Source organism: Mesorhizobium sp. M6A.T.Cr.TU.014.01.1.1 (genome assembly GCF_004022765.1).
Lineage (GTDB): Bacteria > Pseudomonadota > Alphaproteobacteria > Rhizobiales > Rhizobiaceae > Mesorhizobium > Mesorhizobium mediterraneum.
This window is the reverse complement of sequence record NZ_RZPG01000007.1, coordinates 159,246-176,394: the sequence shown is the minus strand read 5'-3', so window position 1 is coordinate 176,394 and position 17,149 is coordinate 159,246. Positions and strand designations below refer to the sequence as shown.

The following is a 17,149-nucleotide window of genomic DNA, read 5'->3' as shown; positions in this document are numbered from 1 at the left end:
CGCAGCTTTCCTGTGGACCTGTCAGATGGTTGAAAACGCCGCGGTTGGCGGAGCGACGCTCTGCGCCTATGGTCGCCGCTCTTTTCGCGCCGAACCGATTGAGCATAACCACAGGAACGACATGGCATCCGACATCAAGCGTATCGCAGCAATCATAGCAGCCGAGATCGCTGCCCGGCCCGAACAGGCGGCGGCGGCGATCGGGTTGCTGGACGAAGGCGCGACAGTGCCGTTCGTCGCGCGTTACCGCAAGGAGGTCACCGGCGGGCTGGACGACACGCAATTGCGCGACCTTGCCGAGCGGCTTGCCTATCTGCGCGAACTCGACGCGCGCCGCGACACCATCCTTGGTTCGATCCGCGAGCAAGGCAAGCTGACCGAGGAACTCGAAACCAAGATCGCTGCGGCTGCCACCAAGGCGGAACTCGAAGACATCTATTTGCCCTACAAGCCGAAGCGCCGGACCAAGGCGGAGATCGCGCGAGAGCGTGGCTTGGGACCTCTGGCCGAGGCCATCCTTGCCGACCGCGCGGCGGTGCCCGGCGAACTGGCGCTGGCTTATGTCGGCGAAGAGGTGGCCGATACCAAGGCGGCACTCGACGGCGCGCGCGACATCCTGTCCGAACAGTTCGCCGAAAATGCCGACCTGGTCGGCAGACTGCGGACCTACATGAAGGAACGGGCCTTCATGCGGTCACGCGTCCTCGACGGCAAGCAGGAGGCCGGCGCGAAATTCTCCGACTATTTCGACCATGTCGAGCGCTGGGCCAACGTGCCGAGCCATCGCGCGCTGGCGATGCTGCGCGGCCGCAATGAAGAGGTGCTGTCGCTCGACATCGAAGTCGATGCCGACGACGCGTCGCCGGTGAAGCCGGTCGAACGGATGATTGCCGATGCCTATGCCATCGGCCGCCAGTTGCCGGGCGACCGCTGGTTGATGGAGGTTGCCGGCTGGACCTGGCGCATAAAGCTGTCGCTGCATCTGACGCTCGATTTGATGCGCGATCTGCGCGAGCGGGCCGAGGAAGAGGCGATCCATGTCTTCGCCCGCAACCTGAAGGACTTGCTGCTCGCGGCACCCGCCGGCTCGCGCGCCACGATGGGGCTCGATCCCGGCATCCGCACCGGGGTCAAGGTGGCGGTGGTGGACGGCACCGGCAAGCTGCTGGCGACGACGACGGTCTATCCGTTCCCGCCGAAGAACGACGTGCGAGGCACGCAGGCCGAACTGGCGAAGCTCATCCGCTTGCACAAGCTCGAGTTGATTTCCATCGGCAACGGCACCGGCAGCCGTGAGACCGAAAGGCTGGTCGCCGACATGCTGGCCGACATGCCTGCTGATTCCGGGCCGAAGCCGCTGAAGGTGATCGTCAGCGAGGCGGGTGCTTCGGTCTATTCCGCCTCGGCGACGGCGGCGGCGGAATTTCCCGGCCTCGACGTGTCGCTGCGCGGCGCGGTGTCGATCGCGCGGCGACTGCAGGATCCGCTCGCCGAACTGGTCAAGATCGAGCCAAAGTCGATCGGCGTCGGCCAGTATCAGCACGATGTCGACCAGTACCGGCTCGGCCGCTCGCTGGAAGCGGTGGTCGAGGACGCGGTCAATGCCGTCGGCGTCGATCTCAACACCGCCTCGGCGCCGCTTCTGGCGCGGGTTTCGGGTCTTGGCACATCGCTGGCCGAAGCCATCATCGCGCATCGCGATGCGACCGGCCCTTTCGCCAGCCGTCGTGACCTGCTGAAGGTCTCTCGCCTTGGACCCCGCGCGTTCGAGCAATGCGCCGGCTTCCTGCGAATTTCCAACGGCACCGAACCGCTCGATGCCTCGGCCGTGCATCCGGAAGCCTATGGCGTGGCGAAAAAGATCGTCGCCGCCTGTGGGCGCGACCTCCGCTCGCTGATGGGCGACAGTGCCGCCCTCAAGGCGCTTGATCCGCGGGTTTTCGTCGATGAACGCTTCGGCCTGCCGACGGTCCGCGATATACTGGCAGAACTGGAAAAACCCGGCCGCGATCCGCGACCAGGTTTCAAGACCGCGACCTTCGCCGACGGCGTCGACGACATCAAGGATTTGAAGCCTGGAATGCTGCTGGAAGGAACCGTCACCAATGTCGCGGCGTTCGGCGCTTTCATCGATATCGGTGTGCACCAGGACGGGTTGGTGCACGTCTCGCAACTGGCCGACCGTTTCGTCAAGGACGCGCATGAGGTGGTGAAAGCCGGCGACGTGGTCAAGGTGCGTGTTGTCGACATCGACATCAAGCGTAAGCGCATCGGCCTGTCGATGCGTAGGGATGGCGAGGGCGGTCCACCGAAGCCGCGCGACAACGGCAACAGACCGGTGCCGCGAGCGCCGACGCCGCAGCGTCAGCCAGAGCGGCCGGCGCAACAGGGCGCATTCGGTGCCGCATTGGCCGATGCGCTGAAGCGGAAGTAGCTACTTCTCCGGCGGTACATGGCCCAGCAGCCAGTCGCGAAAACTGGCGACCGGCGGATGGCCGCGTTTGTCGTGCGGCACGACGAGGTAATAGGCGCTGCGGCTTTGCATCGGCCGGCCCGGCGCCGGCACCAACTGGCCGCGCTGCAACTCGCCTGAGATGAGGACCTGCGGCAGCAGCGCGACGCCAAGCCCGGCCATGCAGGCCTGGGCGGCGGTGCCGAACTGCTCGAACTGCATGCCCGGTCCAGTCGGTGCGCTCAAACCCTGATGCTCGAACCACTCGGTCCATGCGCCGGGCCGCGTCGCCATATGCAGCAGCGGCAGGCGGCCGATATCGGCAGGCGTGGCAATAGCGCGGCCGGTGAGAAAGTCAGGCGAAACCACGGGCATCACCGTCTCGCGCACCAGCAGCGTCGAGTCGGCATCCGGCCAGTCGGGCAGGCCGAAATGGATGGCGGCGTCGAGCCTCTCGCGGGCGAAGTCGAAGCGGCCGATACGAGTGACGAAATTGATGGTGATGTCGGGATTGTTTTCGACGAAATCCGGGATGAGCGGCATCAGCCAGCGTGTGCCGAAGGTCGGCAGGATGGCGAGGTTCAAGATGCCACTATGCCGATTGCTCATCAATCCAAGGGCCGCGTCGCGCAATTGACCTAGGGCGGCGCGCACCGCTTCGGCATAAATCTCGCCTGCCGTCGACAGCCGGACATTGCGGCTGTCGCGTTCGAACAGCCGACGGCCGAACTGGTCCTCCAACAACGCGATCTGCCGGCTTACAGCACCCTGAGTCAGATCGAGCTCGCGGGCGGCGGCGGTGAAAGAGCCGAGGCGCGCCACAGCCTCGAAGGCGGTAAGGGCGCCGATGTTAGGCAAAAGGCGGCGCTGGACGTTCATGATCCATTACTAACGCTCATTGATTGGTGATGCAATTTCGTTTGATTTTTTTTAAGCGGGGGTCGATAAGCCGGGCACTTCAAGATTTTGTTCTGGGAACCGAGAGCCATGGCCGCCGATAAGAACGCATTCGTCTGGGACGATCCTTTCCTGATCGAGGACCAGCTTTCGGAAGACGAGCGGATGGTGCGCGATGGCGCGGCGGCATTCGCTGCCGACAAGCTCGCTCCCAGGATCGAGGAAGCCTATCTCGAGGAAAAGACCGACGCCGGCATCTTTCGCGAGATGGGCGAGGCGGGTCTGCTCGGCATCACCATCCCCGAGGAATATGGCGGGCTCGGCGCCAACTATGTCACCTATGGGCTGGTGGCGCGGGAAGTCGAGCGCATCGACTCGGGCTATCGCTCGATGATGAGCGTGCAGTCGTCGCTGGTGATGTATCCGATCCATGCCTATGGCTCGGAGGCCCAACGCAAGAAATACCTGCCGAAGCTCGCCAGCGGCGAATGGATCGGCTGCTTCGGCCTGACCGAGCCGGATGCCGGTTCCGACCCGGGCGGCATGAAGACGCGCGCCGAAAAGACCGCGAACGGCTACAAGATCTCCGGCTCGAAAATGTGGATTTCCAACGCGCCGATCGCCGACGTCTTTGTCGTTTGGGCGAAATCGGCTGCGCATGACAACGAGATTCGCGGCTTCGTGCTGGAGAAGGGCATGAAGGGGCTGTCGGCGCCGAAGATCGGCGGCAAGCTGTCGCTGCGAGCCTCGATCACCGGCGAAGTGGTGATGGAAGGCGTCGAGGTCGGCGAAGACGCGCTGCTGCCCAATGTGTCGGGCCTGAAGGGGCCATTCGGCTGTCTCAACCGGGCGCGCTACGGCATCTCCTGGGGCGCGATGGGTGCAGCGGAAGATTGCTGGCACCGGGCCCGCCAATACGGCCTCGACCGCAAGCAGTTCGGCAAGCCGCTGGCCGGGACGCAGCTTTTCCAGAAAAAACTCGCCGACATGCAGACCGAGATCGCTCTGGGGCTGCAGGGCAGCTTGCGGGTCGGGCGGTTGATGGACGAAGGCAAGATGGCGCCGGAGATGATCTCGATCGTCAAGCGCAACAATTGCGGCAAGGCGCTCGACATTGCCCGCCAGGCCCGCGACATGCATGGCGGCAACGGCATCCAGATCGGTTACCACGTCATGCGCCACGCGCAGAACCTTGAAACGGTCAACACCTATGAGGGCACGCATGACGTGCATGCGCTGATCCTCGGGCGGGCGCAGACCGGGTTGCAGGCGTTTTTCTGAGCCGGCAACTGTCGCTTAAATTAGGTGCACCGCAACATCTGCTTGGAGAATGCCCGCCTGATGTGTCAGGGTTCGGCGAATTCGTTTGAAACGCCGACTTTCGGGGCACCATGGCAATTCTGGCAGCCGTCTACCACCTGACCCATTACAAATATGACCGGCCGGTCGTCCTTGGCCCCCAGGTCATCAGGCTGCAGCCGGCGCCGCATTCCCGCACCAAGGTGCTCAGTCATTCGCTGAAGGTCGAGCCCGCAAACCATTTCGTCAATCTGCAGCAAGACCCCTACGGCAATTTCCTCGCCCGCTTCGTGTTTCCTGAGCCGGTGACGGAGCTGAAGATCGAGGTCGACCTCGTCGCCGACATGACGGTCTATAATCCGTTCGATTTCTTCGTCGAGCCGTCGGCCGAAATCTTTCCGTTCGAATACCCAGAAGAGATCCGCGACGATCTCGCCATCTACCGGACGCCGGAGCCGGCTGGACCGCTGCTGTCGGCGTTCCTGCAGACCATCGTGCGACACCCAACCAACACCGTCAATTTCGTCGTCGACCTCAATGCGCGGCTGCAGCGCGAGATCGCCTATATCGTGCGCATGGAAACCGGTGTCTTCTCACCCGAGGAAACGCTGGCCGCCGCCAAGGGATCCTGCCGCGATACGAGCTGGCTGCTGGTGCAGATCCTAAGAAACCTCGGCCTCGCCGCGCGCTTCGTTTCCGGCTACCTGATCCAGCTGAAGCCCGACCTCGTCGCGCTTGACGGGCCGCCCGGCACTGCCGTTGATTTCACCGATCTCCATGCCTGGTGCGAGGTCTATCTGCCGGGGGCCGGCTGGATCGGCTTCGACCCGACCTCCGGCCTGCTCACCGGCGAAAGCCATGTGCCGCTCGCCGCAACGCCGCATTTCCGCAACGCCGCGCCCATTTCCGGCATGGCGAGCTTCGCCAATGTCGAATTCGGCTTCGACATGCGGGTCGATCGCATCGCCGAGCACCCGCGCATCACCAAGCCATTCTCCGACGAAAGCTGGCTGGCGCTCGATGCCCTGGGCGTCCAGGTCGACGCCGCGCTCGAGGCCGGGGACGTGCGGCTGACCATGGGCGGCGAGCCGACCTTCGTGTCGATCGACGATTTCGAGGCGGAGGAGTGGAACACCGCCGCCGTCGGCCCGACAAAACGTGAGAAGGCCGATGCGCTGATCCGCCGGCTGCGTGAGCGTTTCGCGCCCGGCGGCTTCCTGCATTACGGTCAGGGCAAGTGGTATCCGGGCGAAAGTCTGCCGCGCTGGACATTCTCGCTCTACTGGCGCACCGACGGCGAGCCGGTGTGGAGCGACCCGTCGCTGATCGCACGGGAAAACAGCGAAGCAGATGTCGGACCGAAGCAGGCTGAAAGCCTGCTGACGACGATTGCCGATGAACTCGGCATCGACAAGACCATGGTCAGCGAAGCCTATGAGGACCCGGCCGAGTGGCTGCTCAAGGAAGGCAAGCTGCCCGACAATGTCGACCCGTCCAATTCGAAGCTGGAAGACCCGGAAGAGCGCAGCCGCCTGGCAAAAGTGTTCGAACGCGGCCTGACCAAGCCGTCGGGCTACGTGCTGCCGGTCCAGCGCTGGAACAGCCAGGCGTCGGGGCCGCGTTGGCGTTCGGAGAAATGGAAGACACGGCGCGGCAAGCTGTTCCTGGTGCCGGGCGATTCGCCGGTCGGCTACCGCCTGCCGCTCGGCACGCTGCCCCATGTACCGCCGGCGCAGTTCCCCTACATCGTGCCGGTCGATCCTTCGCTGCCGCGTGGACCACTGCCGGCGCGCCAGGCTATTTTGCCTGAGGCCGCTCCGTTGCCGGACGCTGCCCCGGCCGAATTGGAAGGCGCCGACGAAATGGCGCGCCGCCAGCATGCGGCGTCCTTCACCGCCGCGACCGGCCAGCAGGACCGTGTCGAACAGGAGATCACCGAGATCGGCGGCGCGGTGCGCACCGCGCTGTCGGTCGAGCCGCGCGACGGACGGCTTTGTGTGTTCATGCCGCCGGTCGAGGCGCTGGAAGATTATCTCGAACTGGTCGCGGCGGCCGAGAACGCGGCAAAGGCTATCGGCCTGCCGGTGCATATCGAGGGCTACGGCCCGCCGCACGATCCGCGCCTCAACGTCATCCGTGTGGCTCCGGATCCCGGTGTCATCGAGGTGAATATCCATCCGGCTGCGAACTGGCAGGACTGCGTGGCGACGACCACAGCGATCTACGAGGAGGCGCGGCAGACACGGCTTGGCGCCGACAAGTTCATGATCGACGGGCGCCACACCGGCACAGGCGGCGGCAACCATGTCGTCGTCGGCGGCGCGACGCCCAACGACAGCCCGTTCCTGCGCCGTCCGGATCTGCTGAAAAGCCTTGTCCTGCAATGGCAGCGCCGCCCGTCGCTGTCCTATCTGTTTTCGGGCCTGTTCATCGGCCCGACCAGCCAGGCGCCGCGCTTCGACGAGGCGCGCCACGATTCGCTCTACGAGCTCGAGATCGCGATGGCGCAGGTGCCGCATCCAGACAAGGGCAATGCGCCATTGCCGTGGTTGGTCGACCGGCTGTTCCGAAATCTTCTGACCGATGTGACGGGGAACACCCACCGTTCGGAAATTTGCATCGACAAGCTGTTTTCGCCCGACGGCCCGACCGGCCGGCTGGGGCTGGTCGAATTCCGCGGCTTCGAGATGCCGCCCAATGCGCGCATGAGCCTCGCGCAGCAATTGCTGGTGCGCGCCATCATCGCCCGCGCCTGGAAAAACCCGCTCGACGGCCGCTTCGTGCGCTGGGGCACGTCGCTGCATGACCGTTTCATGCTGCCGCACTATGTCTGGGCTGACTTTCTAGACGTGCTGGACGACCTCAAGCTGAACGGCTTTGAATTCCGCCCCGAATGGTTTGACGCGCAGCTCGAATTCCGCTTTCCGTTCTGCGGCGAGGTCCAGTATGCCGGTGTCAAGCTGGAGCTGCGGCAAGCGCTGGAGCCGTGGCATGTCATGGGCGAGCAGGGCGCCATCGGCGGGACCGTGCGCTTTGTCGATTCTTCGGTCGAGCGGCTGCAGGTGAAGACGGAAGGGCTCAACCCGGAGCGTCATGCCGTCGTCTGCAACGGCCGTATCGTGCCAATGAAGGTGACCGACACCAGAGAGATCGCGGTGGCGGGCGTCCGCTTCAAGGCATGGCAGCCGGCATCGGGCCTGCATCCAGCGCTGCCAGTCAACACGCCGCTGGTCTTCGACATCTACGATCGGTGGTCGGGCCGGGCGGTCGGCGGCTGCGTCTACCATGTCGCGCATCCCGGCGGGCGCAGCTACGACACCTTCCCGGTCAACGGCAACGAAGCGGAGGCGCGGCGGCTCGCCCGCTTCGAGTCGCGCGGCCATACGCCGTCCGGCTACGTGCTGCGCGACGAACAAGCCTCTGAGGATTTCCCGATGACCCTTGACCTGCGGCGGCCTGCAAGACTCTGATCAGCCATGGCAAAGGGGAATCACAGGAAAATACGCGGCAGACCGCATAACCTGCTGGAGCACTACCAGCCGATCGACGGTGTCGTCGACGAGATGGTCGACGCATCAGGCAATCCTCGTCCGGTCTGGAAGGACTTCATCGAGGCACTGGAAGAGCTGGGGCCTGAAAAGCTCGCCCAGCGCTTCGCTCGCGCCGACCAGTATCTGCGCGACGCCGGTGTCTATTACCGCGTCTACGACAAGGCCGGCGCCAATGAGCGCGAATGGCCGTTGGCGCATGTGCCCCTGCTGATCGAGGAGCAGGAATGGGCTGCGATCAGTGCCGGCCTGGTTCAGCGGGCGGAGCTGTTCGAGGAAACGATCGCCGACATCTATGGGCCGAACCGGCTGGTCGAGAAAGGCATTTTGCCGGCGGGGCTGATCGCCGCCAGCCCGGAATATTTGCGGCCGGTCGTCGGCACCAGGCCGGCCAGCGGCCATTTCCTGCACTTCTGCGCCTTCGAGCTCGGCCGTGGACCGGACGGCCGCTGGTGGGTGCTCGGCGACCGCACGCAGGCGCCGTCGGGCGCCGGCTTTGCGCTGGAAAACCGCGTCGCCACCACGCGCGCGCTGTCCGACATCTATGGCGAGATGCATGTGCACCGTCTTGCCGGCTTCTTCCGCCGCTTTCGCGATGCGCTGAACGGCATGGCCAAGGTATCAGGCGGCCGTGTCGCCATCCTGACGCCGGGGCCGCTCAACGAAACCTATTACGAACATGCCTATATCGCCCGCTATCTCGGCATCATGCTGCTCGAAGGCGAGGATCTGACCGTCTCCGGCGGCCGGCTCATGGTACGCACCGTTTCGGGACTGATGCCGGTCAGCGTGCTCTGGCGACGGCTCGACGCCGCCTTCGCCGATCCGCTGGAGTTGCGGCCGGAGTCGCAGATCGGCACGCCAGGGCTGGTCGAGGCGATCCGCCGGGGAGCCGTTTCGGCCGTCAACGCGCTCGGCTCCGGGCTGATGGAAACGCGGGCGATGTCCGCCTTCCTGCCGAAGATTTCGCGCGAATTGCGCAACGAGGAGCTTCTGCTGCCGAGCGTCGCGACATGGTGGTGCGGCCGGGACACGGACCGTGACCATGTGCTGGCTAACCTCGACCACATGGTGATCGGTCCGGCGCTGTCGACGCGGCTTGCCTTCGAGGATGACGATTGCACCAGGCTGGGCTCGGCGCTGGTTGCCGGGGAGCGGGCCGAGCTGATAGCCCAGATCGAACGCGGCGGTGGCGACTTCGTCGGACAGGAAGCGGTAACGCTTTCGACCACGCCGGTCTATGTCGGCGGCTGGCTGGAGCCGCGGCCAGCAAGCCTGCGCGTCTATCTGGCGCGAACGCCCGAAGGCTGGACGGTGATGCCCGGTGGTTTTGCCCGTGTCGGCTTTTCGCTCGACCCGACGGCAATCGCCATGCAGCGCGGCGGCCAGGCGGCGGATGTGTGGGTGGTCAGCGACAGACCGGTTGAGCGCGAGACGCTGCTGCCGCAGGAGCACGACAGCTTCACCCGCACCTTGCCGGGCAGCCTGCCCAGCCGCGCGGCGGAAAACCTGACATGGCTCGGCCGCTACATCGAGCGATCGGAAGACACGGTGCGCATCCTGCGCGCCTATCACGTGCGGCTGGCCGAGGCCTCCGACCCGGACATGCCGCTGCTTGCCGATATCAGAGACTATCTCGAACCGTTCGGCATCGACGTCGCGACGGCGATCCCGCCGGGGCTGATCGGCACGCTGGACAGCGCCGTCTACAGCGCCGGACAGATCCGCGACCGCTTCTCGCCCGATGGCTGGCTGGCGCTGAAGGATCTGTCGAAGACCATTCATCAATTCGCGACAACGGTGGCGCCGGGCGATGACGCGACGCGGGCGATGACGGTCATCCTGCGCAAGCTCGCCGGGTTTTCGGGCCTGCTGCATGAGAATATGTACCGCTTCACCGGCTGGCGCTTCCTGGAGATCGGCCGGCGGTTGGAACGCGGCATCCAGATCGCCCGCACGCTCGCCCGATTGACCAGGGCTGCGGCGCCGGATGGCGCGCTCGACATGATGCTGGAGATCGGCGACAGCGTCATGACCCACCGGCGGCAGTATCCGGTGCAGGCCGGCCGGCGCACGGTGATCGATCTCCTGGTGCTCGATCCGCTCAACCCGCGCTCCATCCTGTTCCAGCTCGAGCGGCTGAAGGCCGAAATCGCGCTGTTGCCTGCTGTCGGTGAGGGGCATATGTCGCCAGCGGCGAAGGAGATCCTGCAACTCAACACGGCAATCGCCATCAAGGAGCCCTCGGACATGACGGCCAAGGCCCTGGACGATCTCGCCACCGAGATCGGCGGCCTCTACAACAGCCTCGCCAAAGCCTATTTCGGGTGAGCATGCTCTACGACATCAGGCTCAATCTGCGTTACGACTATGATGCGGCGGCTGGCGGCGGCCGCCATCAGGTGCGCGTGCTGCCGCCGACGATTTCGGGCGTGCAGCGCGTGATCGCCGCTTCGCTGTCCTTCGCGCCGGCGCCGAGCGAACGCTCCGACTTTTCCGATTTCTTTGGCAACAATGTCACGTCGATCGCCTTTCGCGATGCCCATGATGCGCTCGACATCAGGATGAGCGCGCGCGTCGCCGTCTCGCGGCCGGAGCCTGGGCTTGATGTGTCGCCCGACATTCGCCGGCTGCGCGAGGAACTCGACGCGGTGCGGTCGCTGTCGCCCGGATCGCCGCATCATTTCCTGGCCGCCAGCGATCACGCGGGCATCGACGCTGCGATCACGGCCTACGCGCGCGGCAGTGCCGGCAGCTCGGCTGTCAGCACTGCGGTGGACCTGTGCAACCGCATTCATCGCGATTTCACCTATGATGGCGAGGCGACCACGGTGCAGACCCGGGCGAGCGATGCCTTCGACCTGAGGCGGGGCGTCTGCCAGGATTTTTCGCACATCATGATCGCCGGCCTACGCGGCCTCGGTATTCCCGCCGGTTATGTCAGCGGGTTCCTGCGCACCATTCCGCCGCGTGGCAAACCGCGGCTCGAAGGGGCCGACGCCATGCATGCCTGGGTCAAGGTGTGGTGTGGGCGCGACACCGGATGGCAGGAATTCGATCCGACCAACGGCATGCGGGCAAGCAACGACCATATCACCGTCGGCCATGGCCGCGACTATTCGGATGTAGCGCCGATCGTCGGCGTCCTGAAGACGACGGGAGGGCAGGTCGGCGAGCAAGCAGTCGACGTCATTCCGGTCGTGCTTGAAAAGGCATGACGGCAAGCGAGGCCACACTCGATCTTGAACATCGGCAGAAGGCTGCTTCTCGAACGCGGATGTGGTGAGCCTGGTATCTTTGTGGAAGCCATGGCGGAACCAGCGGCCGATCCGTCGCTTATCTACGGGAAATTCCGTGGAGAGGACATGCTGGACAAATCCGGGTCGTCGCCTGGCCGGTCGGCTAGCAGGAAGGTTGCTCCAGGGGCGCCGACAAATGGGTCGCAAGCCTCTGCCGATCGAGCCTCACTCACCTACATCACTGACGCCGAGCCCGGTATCCGCCGTCTGAGGGTTGGCAAGGGATTTTCATACAAAGGGCCTGACGGGCAGGGCGTCGACGAGGACACTTTGGCCCGCATCAAGGCGCTCGCCATTCCACCGGCGTGGACAGATGTGTGGATTTCGCCCGTTGCTGACGGTCACATACAGGCGACCGGCCGGGACCAGCGCGGACGCAAGCAATATCGCTACCATGCGCTATGGGCGGAGGAGCGTGACGGCGTCAAATATTCGAGCCTGGTTGCCTTTGCAGAAATCCTGCCCGAGCTGCGACGCCAGATCGATGCCGATCTGCGCCGTCACGGCCTGCCGCTGGAGCGGGTTGTCGCCGCTGTGGTCTGGCTGCTCGACAATACGATGATCCGCGTCGGCAATTCCGCCTACGCTCGCGACAACAACAGCTTTGGGCTGACCACGCTGCGCGACCGTCATGTCGACATCAATGGCTCGAGCCTGCGTTTCGCTTTCAAAGGCAAGTCCGGCAAGGAATGGAAGCTAAAGCTCGCCGATCGCCGGATCGCCAGGATCGTGCGCGGGGCCCAGGATCTGCCGGGCCAGAAGCTGTTCCAGTATCTCGACGAGGACGGAAGCAGGCGACCGATCCGCTCCGACGACGTCAACCGCTACATCAGGGAGATGGCAGGGGCCGATTTCAGCTCCAAGCATTTCCGAACCTGGGGCGGCACCATCCATGCTGCGTCGCTGTTTGCGCAAACCGAACGACCCGAAAGCCAGGCACAACAGAAGCGGGTGATGAACGGCCTCATCGACAAGGTCGCCGAGCGGCTGGGCAACACGCGCGCCATCTGCCGCAGATGCTATATCCACCCGCAAGTTTTCGATGCCTGGTCCGAAGGACGGCTGCTCACCGAAATAGCGGATGCGAACAAGCGGAAACGATCGATACCCGGTCTCGATGACGAAGAGGCTCTCGTACTGAGATGGCTGAAGGCGCAGGAAAGCTGAACCGGACAGAGCAGCCGCAGTTTCGTGATCCGTGCAGGGCGTAATTTTTTGTCGACGTCATGTCGGGATAGGTCCTAGTGTTTCGTCCTTTGACAGAGAAAAGGACCACCCATGCTCTACGCGATCCTCTGCTATGCCTCCGAAGACGTCGTCTGCTCCTGGAGCAAGGAACAAGATGACGCTGTCATGGAAAAACTCCTGGGCGTGCAGGAAAAATACGCTCAGGCGGGCCGGCTTGGCCCGGTGGCGCGGCTGCTGCCGACGACCGCTGCGACAACGCTGCGGAAGGTCAAGGGCGAAGCGGTCGTCATCGACGGCCCGTTTGCCGAAACCAAGGAACAATTCCTCGGCTTCTACACGCTCGAATGCGCCGATCTCGACGAGGCCGTCGACTTTGCGCGCGAGCTTTCCGAGGTCAACCCGAGCGGCGGCTCTTACGAGATACGGCCGGTTTCGCTCTTCAATCCCGCCAAGGTTTCCGCATGACCGACCTTACCTGGATCAGCACGGCGATCAGCACCGCCCGCCCACAGGCGATGGGCGCGCTGCTGCGCTACTTCCGCGATCTCGATGCGGCGGAGGAAGCTTTCCAGGACGCTTGCCTGCGAGCTCTGAAGAACTGGCCGACAAACGGCCCGCCGCGCGATCCGGCAGCCTGGCTGATCTTTGTCGGGCGCAACAGCGGCATCGACGCGGTGCGCAAGCGCGCCAAGCAGGCGCCGCTGCCAGAGGAAGACCAGATCTCCGATCTGGAGGATGCCGAGACCGACATCGCCGAACGGCTCGACGGCGCGCACTACCGCGACGACATCTTGCGGTTGCTGTTCATCTGCTGTCATCCCGACCTGCCGGCGACGCAGCAGATCGCTGTGGCATTGCGCATCGTCTCCGGCCTGAGCGTCAAGCAGATCGCCCGCGCCTTCCTCGTCGGCGAAAGCGCCATGGAGCAGCGCATCACCCGCGCCAAGGCGCGTATTGCGGATGCCGGCGTGCCATTCGAGACGCCCGGTGCGGTCGAGCGCTCGGAACGGCTCGCCGCCGTCGCCGCCATGGTCTATCTGATCTTCAACGAAGGCTATTCGACCAACAGCGGTGAGGCTCCCGCCCGCGCCCCGCTTTGCGAAGAGGCGATCCGGCTGGCCAGGCTGCTGCTGCGGCTGTTCCAGACCGAGCCGGAGATCATGGGCCTGACGGCGCTGCTGCTGCTCCAGCATGCGCGTGCGCCGGCGCGCTTCGACGAGAGCGGCGAGATCGTGCTGCTCGAGGACCAGGACCGCAGCCTGTGGAGCCGCAAGATGATCGACGAGGGGCTAGCGCTGGTCGACAAGGCATTGCGCCACCAGAAGCCCGGTCCCTACCAGGTGCAGGCGGCGATCGCTGCCCTGCATGCGCGGGCGGCAAGGCCAGAGGATACGGACTGGAACGAGATCGACCTGCTCTATAGCCTGCTTGAACAGATGCAGCCGTCGCCGGTGGTGACGCTCAATCGCGCCGTCGCGGTCGCCAAGGTGCGCGGGCCGGAAGCGGCACTTGCCATGATCGAGCCGCTGGAACAGAGGCTTTCCGGCTATTTCCATTTCTTCGGCCTCAAGGGCGGCCTGTTGATGCAGCTTGGTCGTGGCGAGGAGGCGCGCATCGCCTTCGACCGTGCCATCGCGCTTGCCAACACGGCAGCCGAGGCCGCGCATATCCGCATGCATATCGACCGGTTGATGAAGGAAGGCGCCGCGCGGGGAACCGCGCAGACAGCGCGCTGAACGACTCGCTGGTTCAACGGTCCGACCTTGGCTTAGACCATGCCGGGGTGGAGATTTTTCCCTGAAACGAGTAATGCCACGCCTTGACAGCGCCTGATGTGCCGATCGGCACAGGGACGGCATGGCACAAGGCTTTAACCGACGCCACATGAGCGACGGCATCTGGAAAGGGACAGAGAATGACGATTGCGAAGGAAACAGCCGGGCTACTGGCGAAACTGGGTGTTGCCGAGGCCGCGCTTTCGGGCGGTGATCTAATCGTGCGCAGCCCGGTCACGGGCGAGCAGATTGCCGCGCTGAAGACGATCTCGCCGGCCGATGCGGCAAAGACCATCGACAAGGCCCATATGGCCTTCCAGGCGTGGCGTCTGGTGCCAGGGCCGAAACGCGGCGAACTGGTGCGGCTGCTCGGCGAGGAACTGCGCGCACACAAGGCCGAGCTTGGCCGGCTGGTGTCGATCGAGGTCGGCAAGATCCCGTCCGAAGGGCTCGGCGAAGTGCAGGAGATGATCGACATCTGCGATTTCGCCGTCGGCCTCTCCCGGCAATTGTACGGCTTGACCATCGCCACCGAGCGTCCGGGTCATCGCATGATGGAGACCTGGCATCCGCTGGGCGTCGTCGGCGTCATCTCCGCTTTCAATTTCCCGGTCGCGGTGTGGTCGTGGAACGCAGCGCTGGCGCTGGTTTGCGGCGACGCGGTGGTGTGGAAGCCGTCGGAAAAGACGCCGCTGACGGCGCTCGCCTGCGAGGCGATCTTCAAGCGTGCGGCAGAACGTTTCGGCGATGCTCCGGAAGGCCTGACGTCGGTGCTGATCGGCGACCGCGCTGTCGGCGAAATCCTGGTCGATCATCCCAAGGTGCCGCTGGTTTCGGCCACCGGCTCGACCCGCATGGGCAGGGATGTCGGTCCGCGGCTGGCGAAGCGCTTTGCCCGCGCCGTGCTGGAGCTCGGCGGCAACAATGCCGGCATCGTCTGCCCGACGGCCGATCTCGACATGGCCTTGCGCGCCATCGCCTTCGGCGCCATGGGCACGGCCGGCCAGCGCTGCACGACGCTGCGGCGCCTGTTCGTGCATGAAAGCATCTATGATGCCTTGGTTCCGCGCCTGAAGAAGGCCTATGAAAGCGTCTCGGTCGGCAATCCGCTGGAGACATCAGCGCTGGTCGGACCGTTGATCGACAAGGCAGCATATGATGCCATGCAGAAGGCATTGCAGGAGGCGGCTTCGCAAGGCGGCAAGGTGACCGGCGGCACACGGGTGGAGAACGGCCATCCCGACGCCTATTACGTGCATCCGGCGCTGGTCGAGATGCCCAAGCAGGTCTCACCGGTTACCGAAGAAACCTTCGCGCCGATCCTCTATGTGATGAAGTACTCGGATTTCGACGCCGTGCTCGACGAGCACAATGCGGTCGGCGCGGGGCTGTCGTCGTCGATCTTCACCCGCGACTTGCAGGAATCCGAGCGCTTCCTCGGCGTCGACGGGTCCGACTGCGGTATCGCCAACGTCAACATAGGCACATCGGGGGCTGAGATCGGTGGTGCCTTCGGTGGCGAGAAGGAGACCGGCGGCGGCCGCGAGAGCGGCTCAGATGCTTGGAAGGCTTACATGCGGCGCGCCACCAACACGGTGAACTATTCGAAAGCGCTGCCGCTGGCCCAAGGCGTATCCTTCGACATCGACTGAGAACTCCGATCGTGGCGGTCGCAATGGCCGCCACGATCGCCATGTTGCTCTCTATTCCGGGGTTCCTGGATTGTGAAAGCAATTCTGGAAGGCCGCATCGATGATCGCGAGCTTCACGGCCTGGGCGGTCATGTATTCCTGATAGAAATGGTTCGACACCCACATGACCGAATGGCCCCGCTGACCCAGCCAGCCGATGCTGCCGAGGTTTTCGGCGTCGCGCAATTTGCGTGAAAGATGGGTGCGGGAAAGCTTGAGCCAGTTTGCGAAGTCTCCGATCGAGACAATGCCGGTCGGAATTCGGTCGAGGCCGGCATGGTCGGGATCGACGCCGGACATCAGCCAATCCATGACGACGCCGCCATTGTTAAGCCAGGTGAACAGGGAAAAGGTCTGTTTCGGCTCGCGCACGGCATGGGACGAAAGCAGGCCATCCGCCACCAGCGGCTGCAATCTGGCAAGCGCGTCCGGTCTCGCGGCGAATGTGGTCAGTCGACTTCCGCCGTCGAGACTGTCCAGCGTTCTCAGATGGGCAAAGACCCATCCGGCGAGCGTTTCCAGAGTGGTCGCAGCCGGCTGCAGGGGGCGGACCCTTCTGTCTCTATTCGTCGACAGATCACGAATGAAATTGTAGTGCAGCATCTCCTTTATGAAAGCGTCGGCGGTGTTGCGGCTGGCCACCGAACAGCGGTGTATCATGTCGATAAAACGTGTGGTCGTCAGTCTGGTGCGATCGTCATGTGGTTGCCGTCTGAAGTGCAAGGCAAGACCGATGTGAGCCATCAGCCAGCGCTGCTGCGTAGCGAACACGGAAGCGAGCCGCGGGTTGGCTTCGTAGGCCTGGAGCAGCATCTGCGACTGAGCCCGAACTGACCGACGAAATGCCGGACGGCAGGCAATATCTTCCAAGTTTAGCGCCATCCTCGCCGAGCCCAATCAAGCCTTCCAATGGCGAACACCGATCACGGCTTCAGCCTTCACGGCTATGTCCAGAGGCTGGCGGATAACTGCCATATAGCGCAAAAAGTTGCCAACCGTT

The 17,149-nt window shown here is 64.3% G+C and carries 11 protein-coding genes; 9 read left to right on the top strand and 2 right to left on the bottom strand.

The features are described 5' to 3' along the window. Nucleotides 1-121: 121 nt before the first annotated feature. Nucleotides 122-2,434, top strand: coding sequence for a Tex family protein (locus EN885_RS10495; protein WP_128241934.1), 2,313 nt, complete (start codon nucleotides 122-124; stop codon nucleotides 2,432-2,434). Here EN885_RS10495 and EN885_RS10490 read toward each other — a convergent pair whose 3' ends face one another. Beyond that, a complete protein-coding gene (locus tag EN885_RS10490; RefSeq protein WP_095484106.1) occupies nucleotides 2,435-3,331 on the bottom strand; it encodes a LysR family transcriptional regulator in 897 nt (298 codons plus the stop codon). A 108-nt stretch (nucleotides 3,332-3,439) separates the two neighbouring features. On the opposite strand from EN885_RS10490, the gene EN885_RS10485 reads away from it, so the two are divergent. The 8 genes from EN885_RS10485 (at nucleotide 3,440) to EN885_RS10450 (ending at nucleotide 16,110) form a co-directional block, all read left to right on the top strand. After that, nucleotides 3,440-4,630 carry an acyl-CoA dehydrogenase gene (locus EN885_RS10485; RefSeq protein WP_095484107.1) on the top strand — a complete coding sequence of 397 codons (1,191 nt, stop codon included), beginning with the start codon at nucleotides 3,440-3,442 and terminating at the stop codon, nucleotides 4,628-4,630. Between the two features lie 110 nt (nucleotides 4,631-4,740). After that, complete coding sequence (locus tag EN885_RS10480; protein ID WP_128241848.1) at nucleotides 4,741-8,118, top strand: transglutaminase family protein; 3,378 nt, start codon at nucleotides 4,741-4,743, stop codon at nucleotides 8,116-8,118. Nucleotides 8,119-8,124: 6 nt separating this feature from the next. Continuing rightward, nucleotides 8,125-10,527 (top strand): circularly permuted type 2 ATP-grasp protein, encoded by a 2,403-nt coding sequence (locus EN885_RS10475; RefSeq protein ID WP_095484109.1) that lies wholly within the window; start codon nucleotides 8,125-8,127, stop codon nucleotides 10,525-10,527. A gap of 2 nt (nucleotides 10,528-10,529) precedes the next feature. Then, entirely contained in the window at nucleotides 10,530-11,414 is an 885-nt protein-coding gene (locus tag EN885_RS10470) for a transglutaminase family protein (protein ID WP_126105166.1), read from the top strand. A gap of 147 nt (nucleotides 11,415-11,561) precedes the next feature. Beyond that, a complete protein-coding gene (locus tag EN885_RS10465; protein WP_095484244.1) occupies nucleotides 11,562-12,662 on the top strand; it encodes a DNA topoisomerase IB in 1,101 nt (366 codons plus the stop codon). A 111-nt stretch (nucleotides 12,663-12,773) separates the two neighbouring features. Continuing rightward, entirely contained in the window at nucleotides 12,774-13,148 is a 375-nt protein-coding gene (locus EN885_RS10460) for a YciI family protein (RefSeq protein WP_095484111.1), read from the top strand. Beyond that, a complete protein-coding gene (locus tag EN885_RS10455; RefSeq protein WP_095484112.1) occupies nucleotides 13,145-14,419 on the top strand; it encodes an RNA polymerase sigma factor in 1,275 nt (424 codons plus the stop codon). The genes EN885_RS10460 and EN885_RS10455 overlap by 4 nt, the downstream gene beginning before the upstream one ends. A 179-nt stretch (nucleotides 14,420-14,598) precedes the next feature. Next, on the top strand, nucleotides 14,599-16,110 hold the full coding sequence (locus tag EN885_RS10450) for an aldehyde dehydrogenase family protein (protein WP_095484113.1): 1,512 nt from the start codon (nucleotides 14,599-14,601) through the stop codon (nucleotides 16,108-16,110). Between the two features lie 51 nt (nucleotides 16,111-16,161). Here the strand turns inward: EN885_RS10450 and EN885_RS10445 are convergent, their stop codons facing one another. Next, complete coding sequence (locus EN885_RS10445) at nucleotides 16,162-17,031, bottom strand: hypothetical protein (RefSeq protein ID WP_126105169.1); 870 nt, start codon at nucleotides 17,029-17,031, stop codon at nucleotides 16,162-16,164. Nucleotides 17,032-17,149 lie beyond the last annotated feature (118 nt).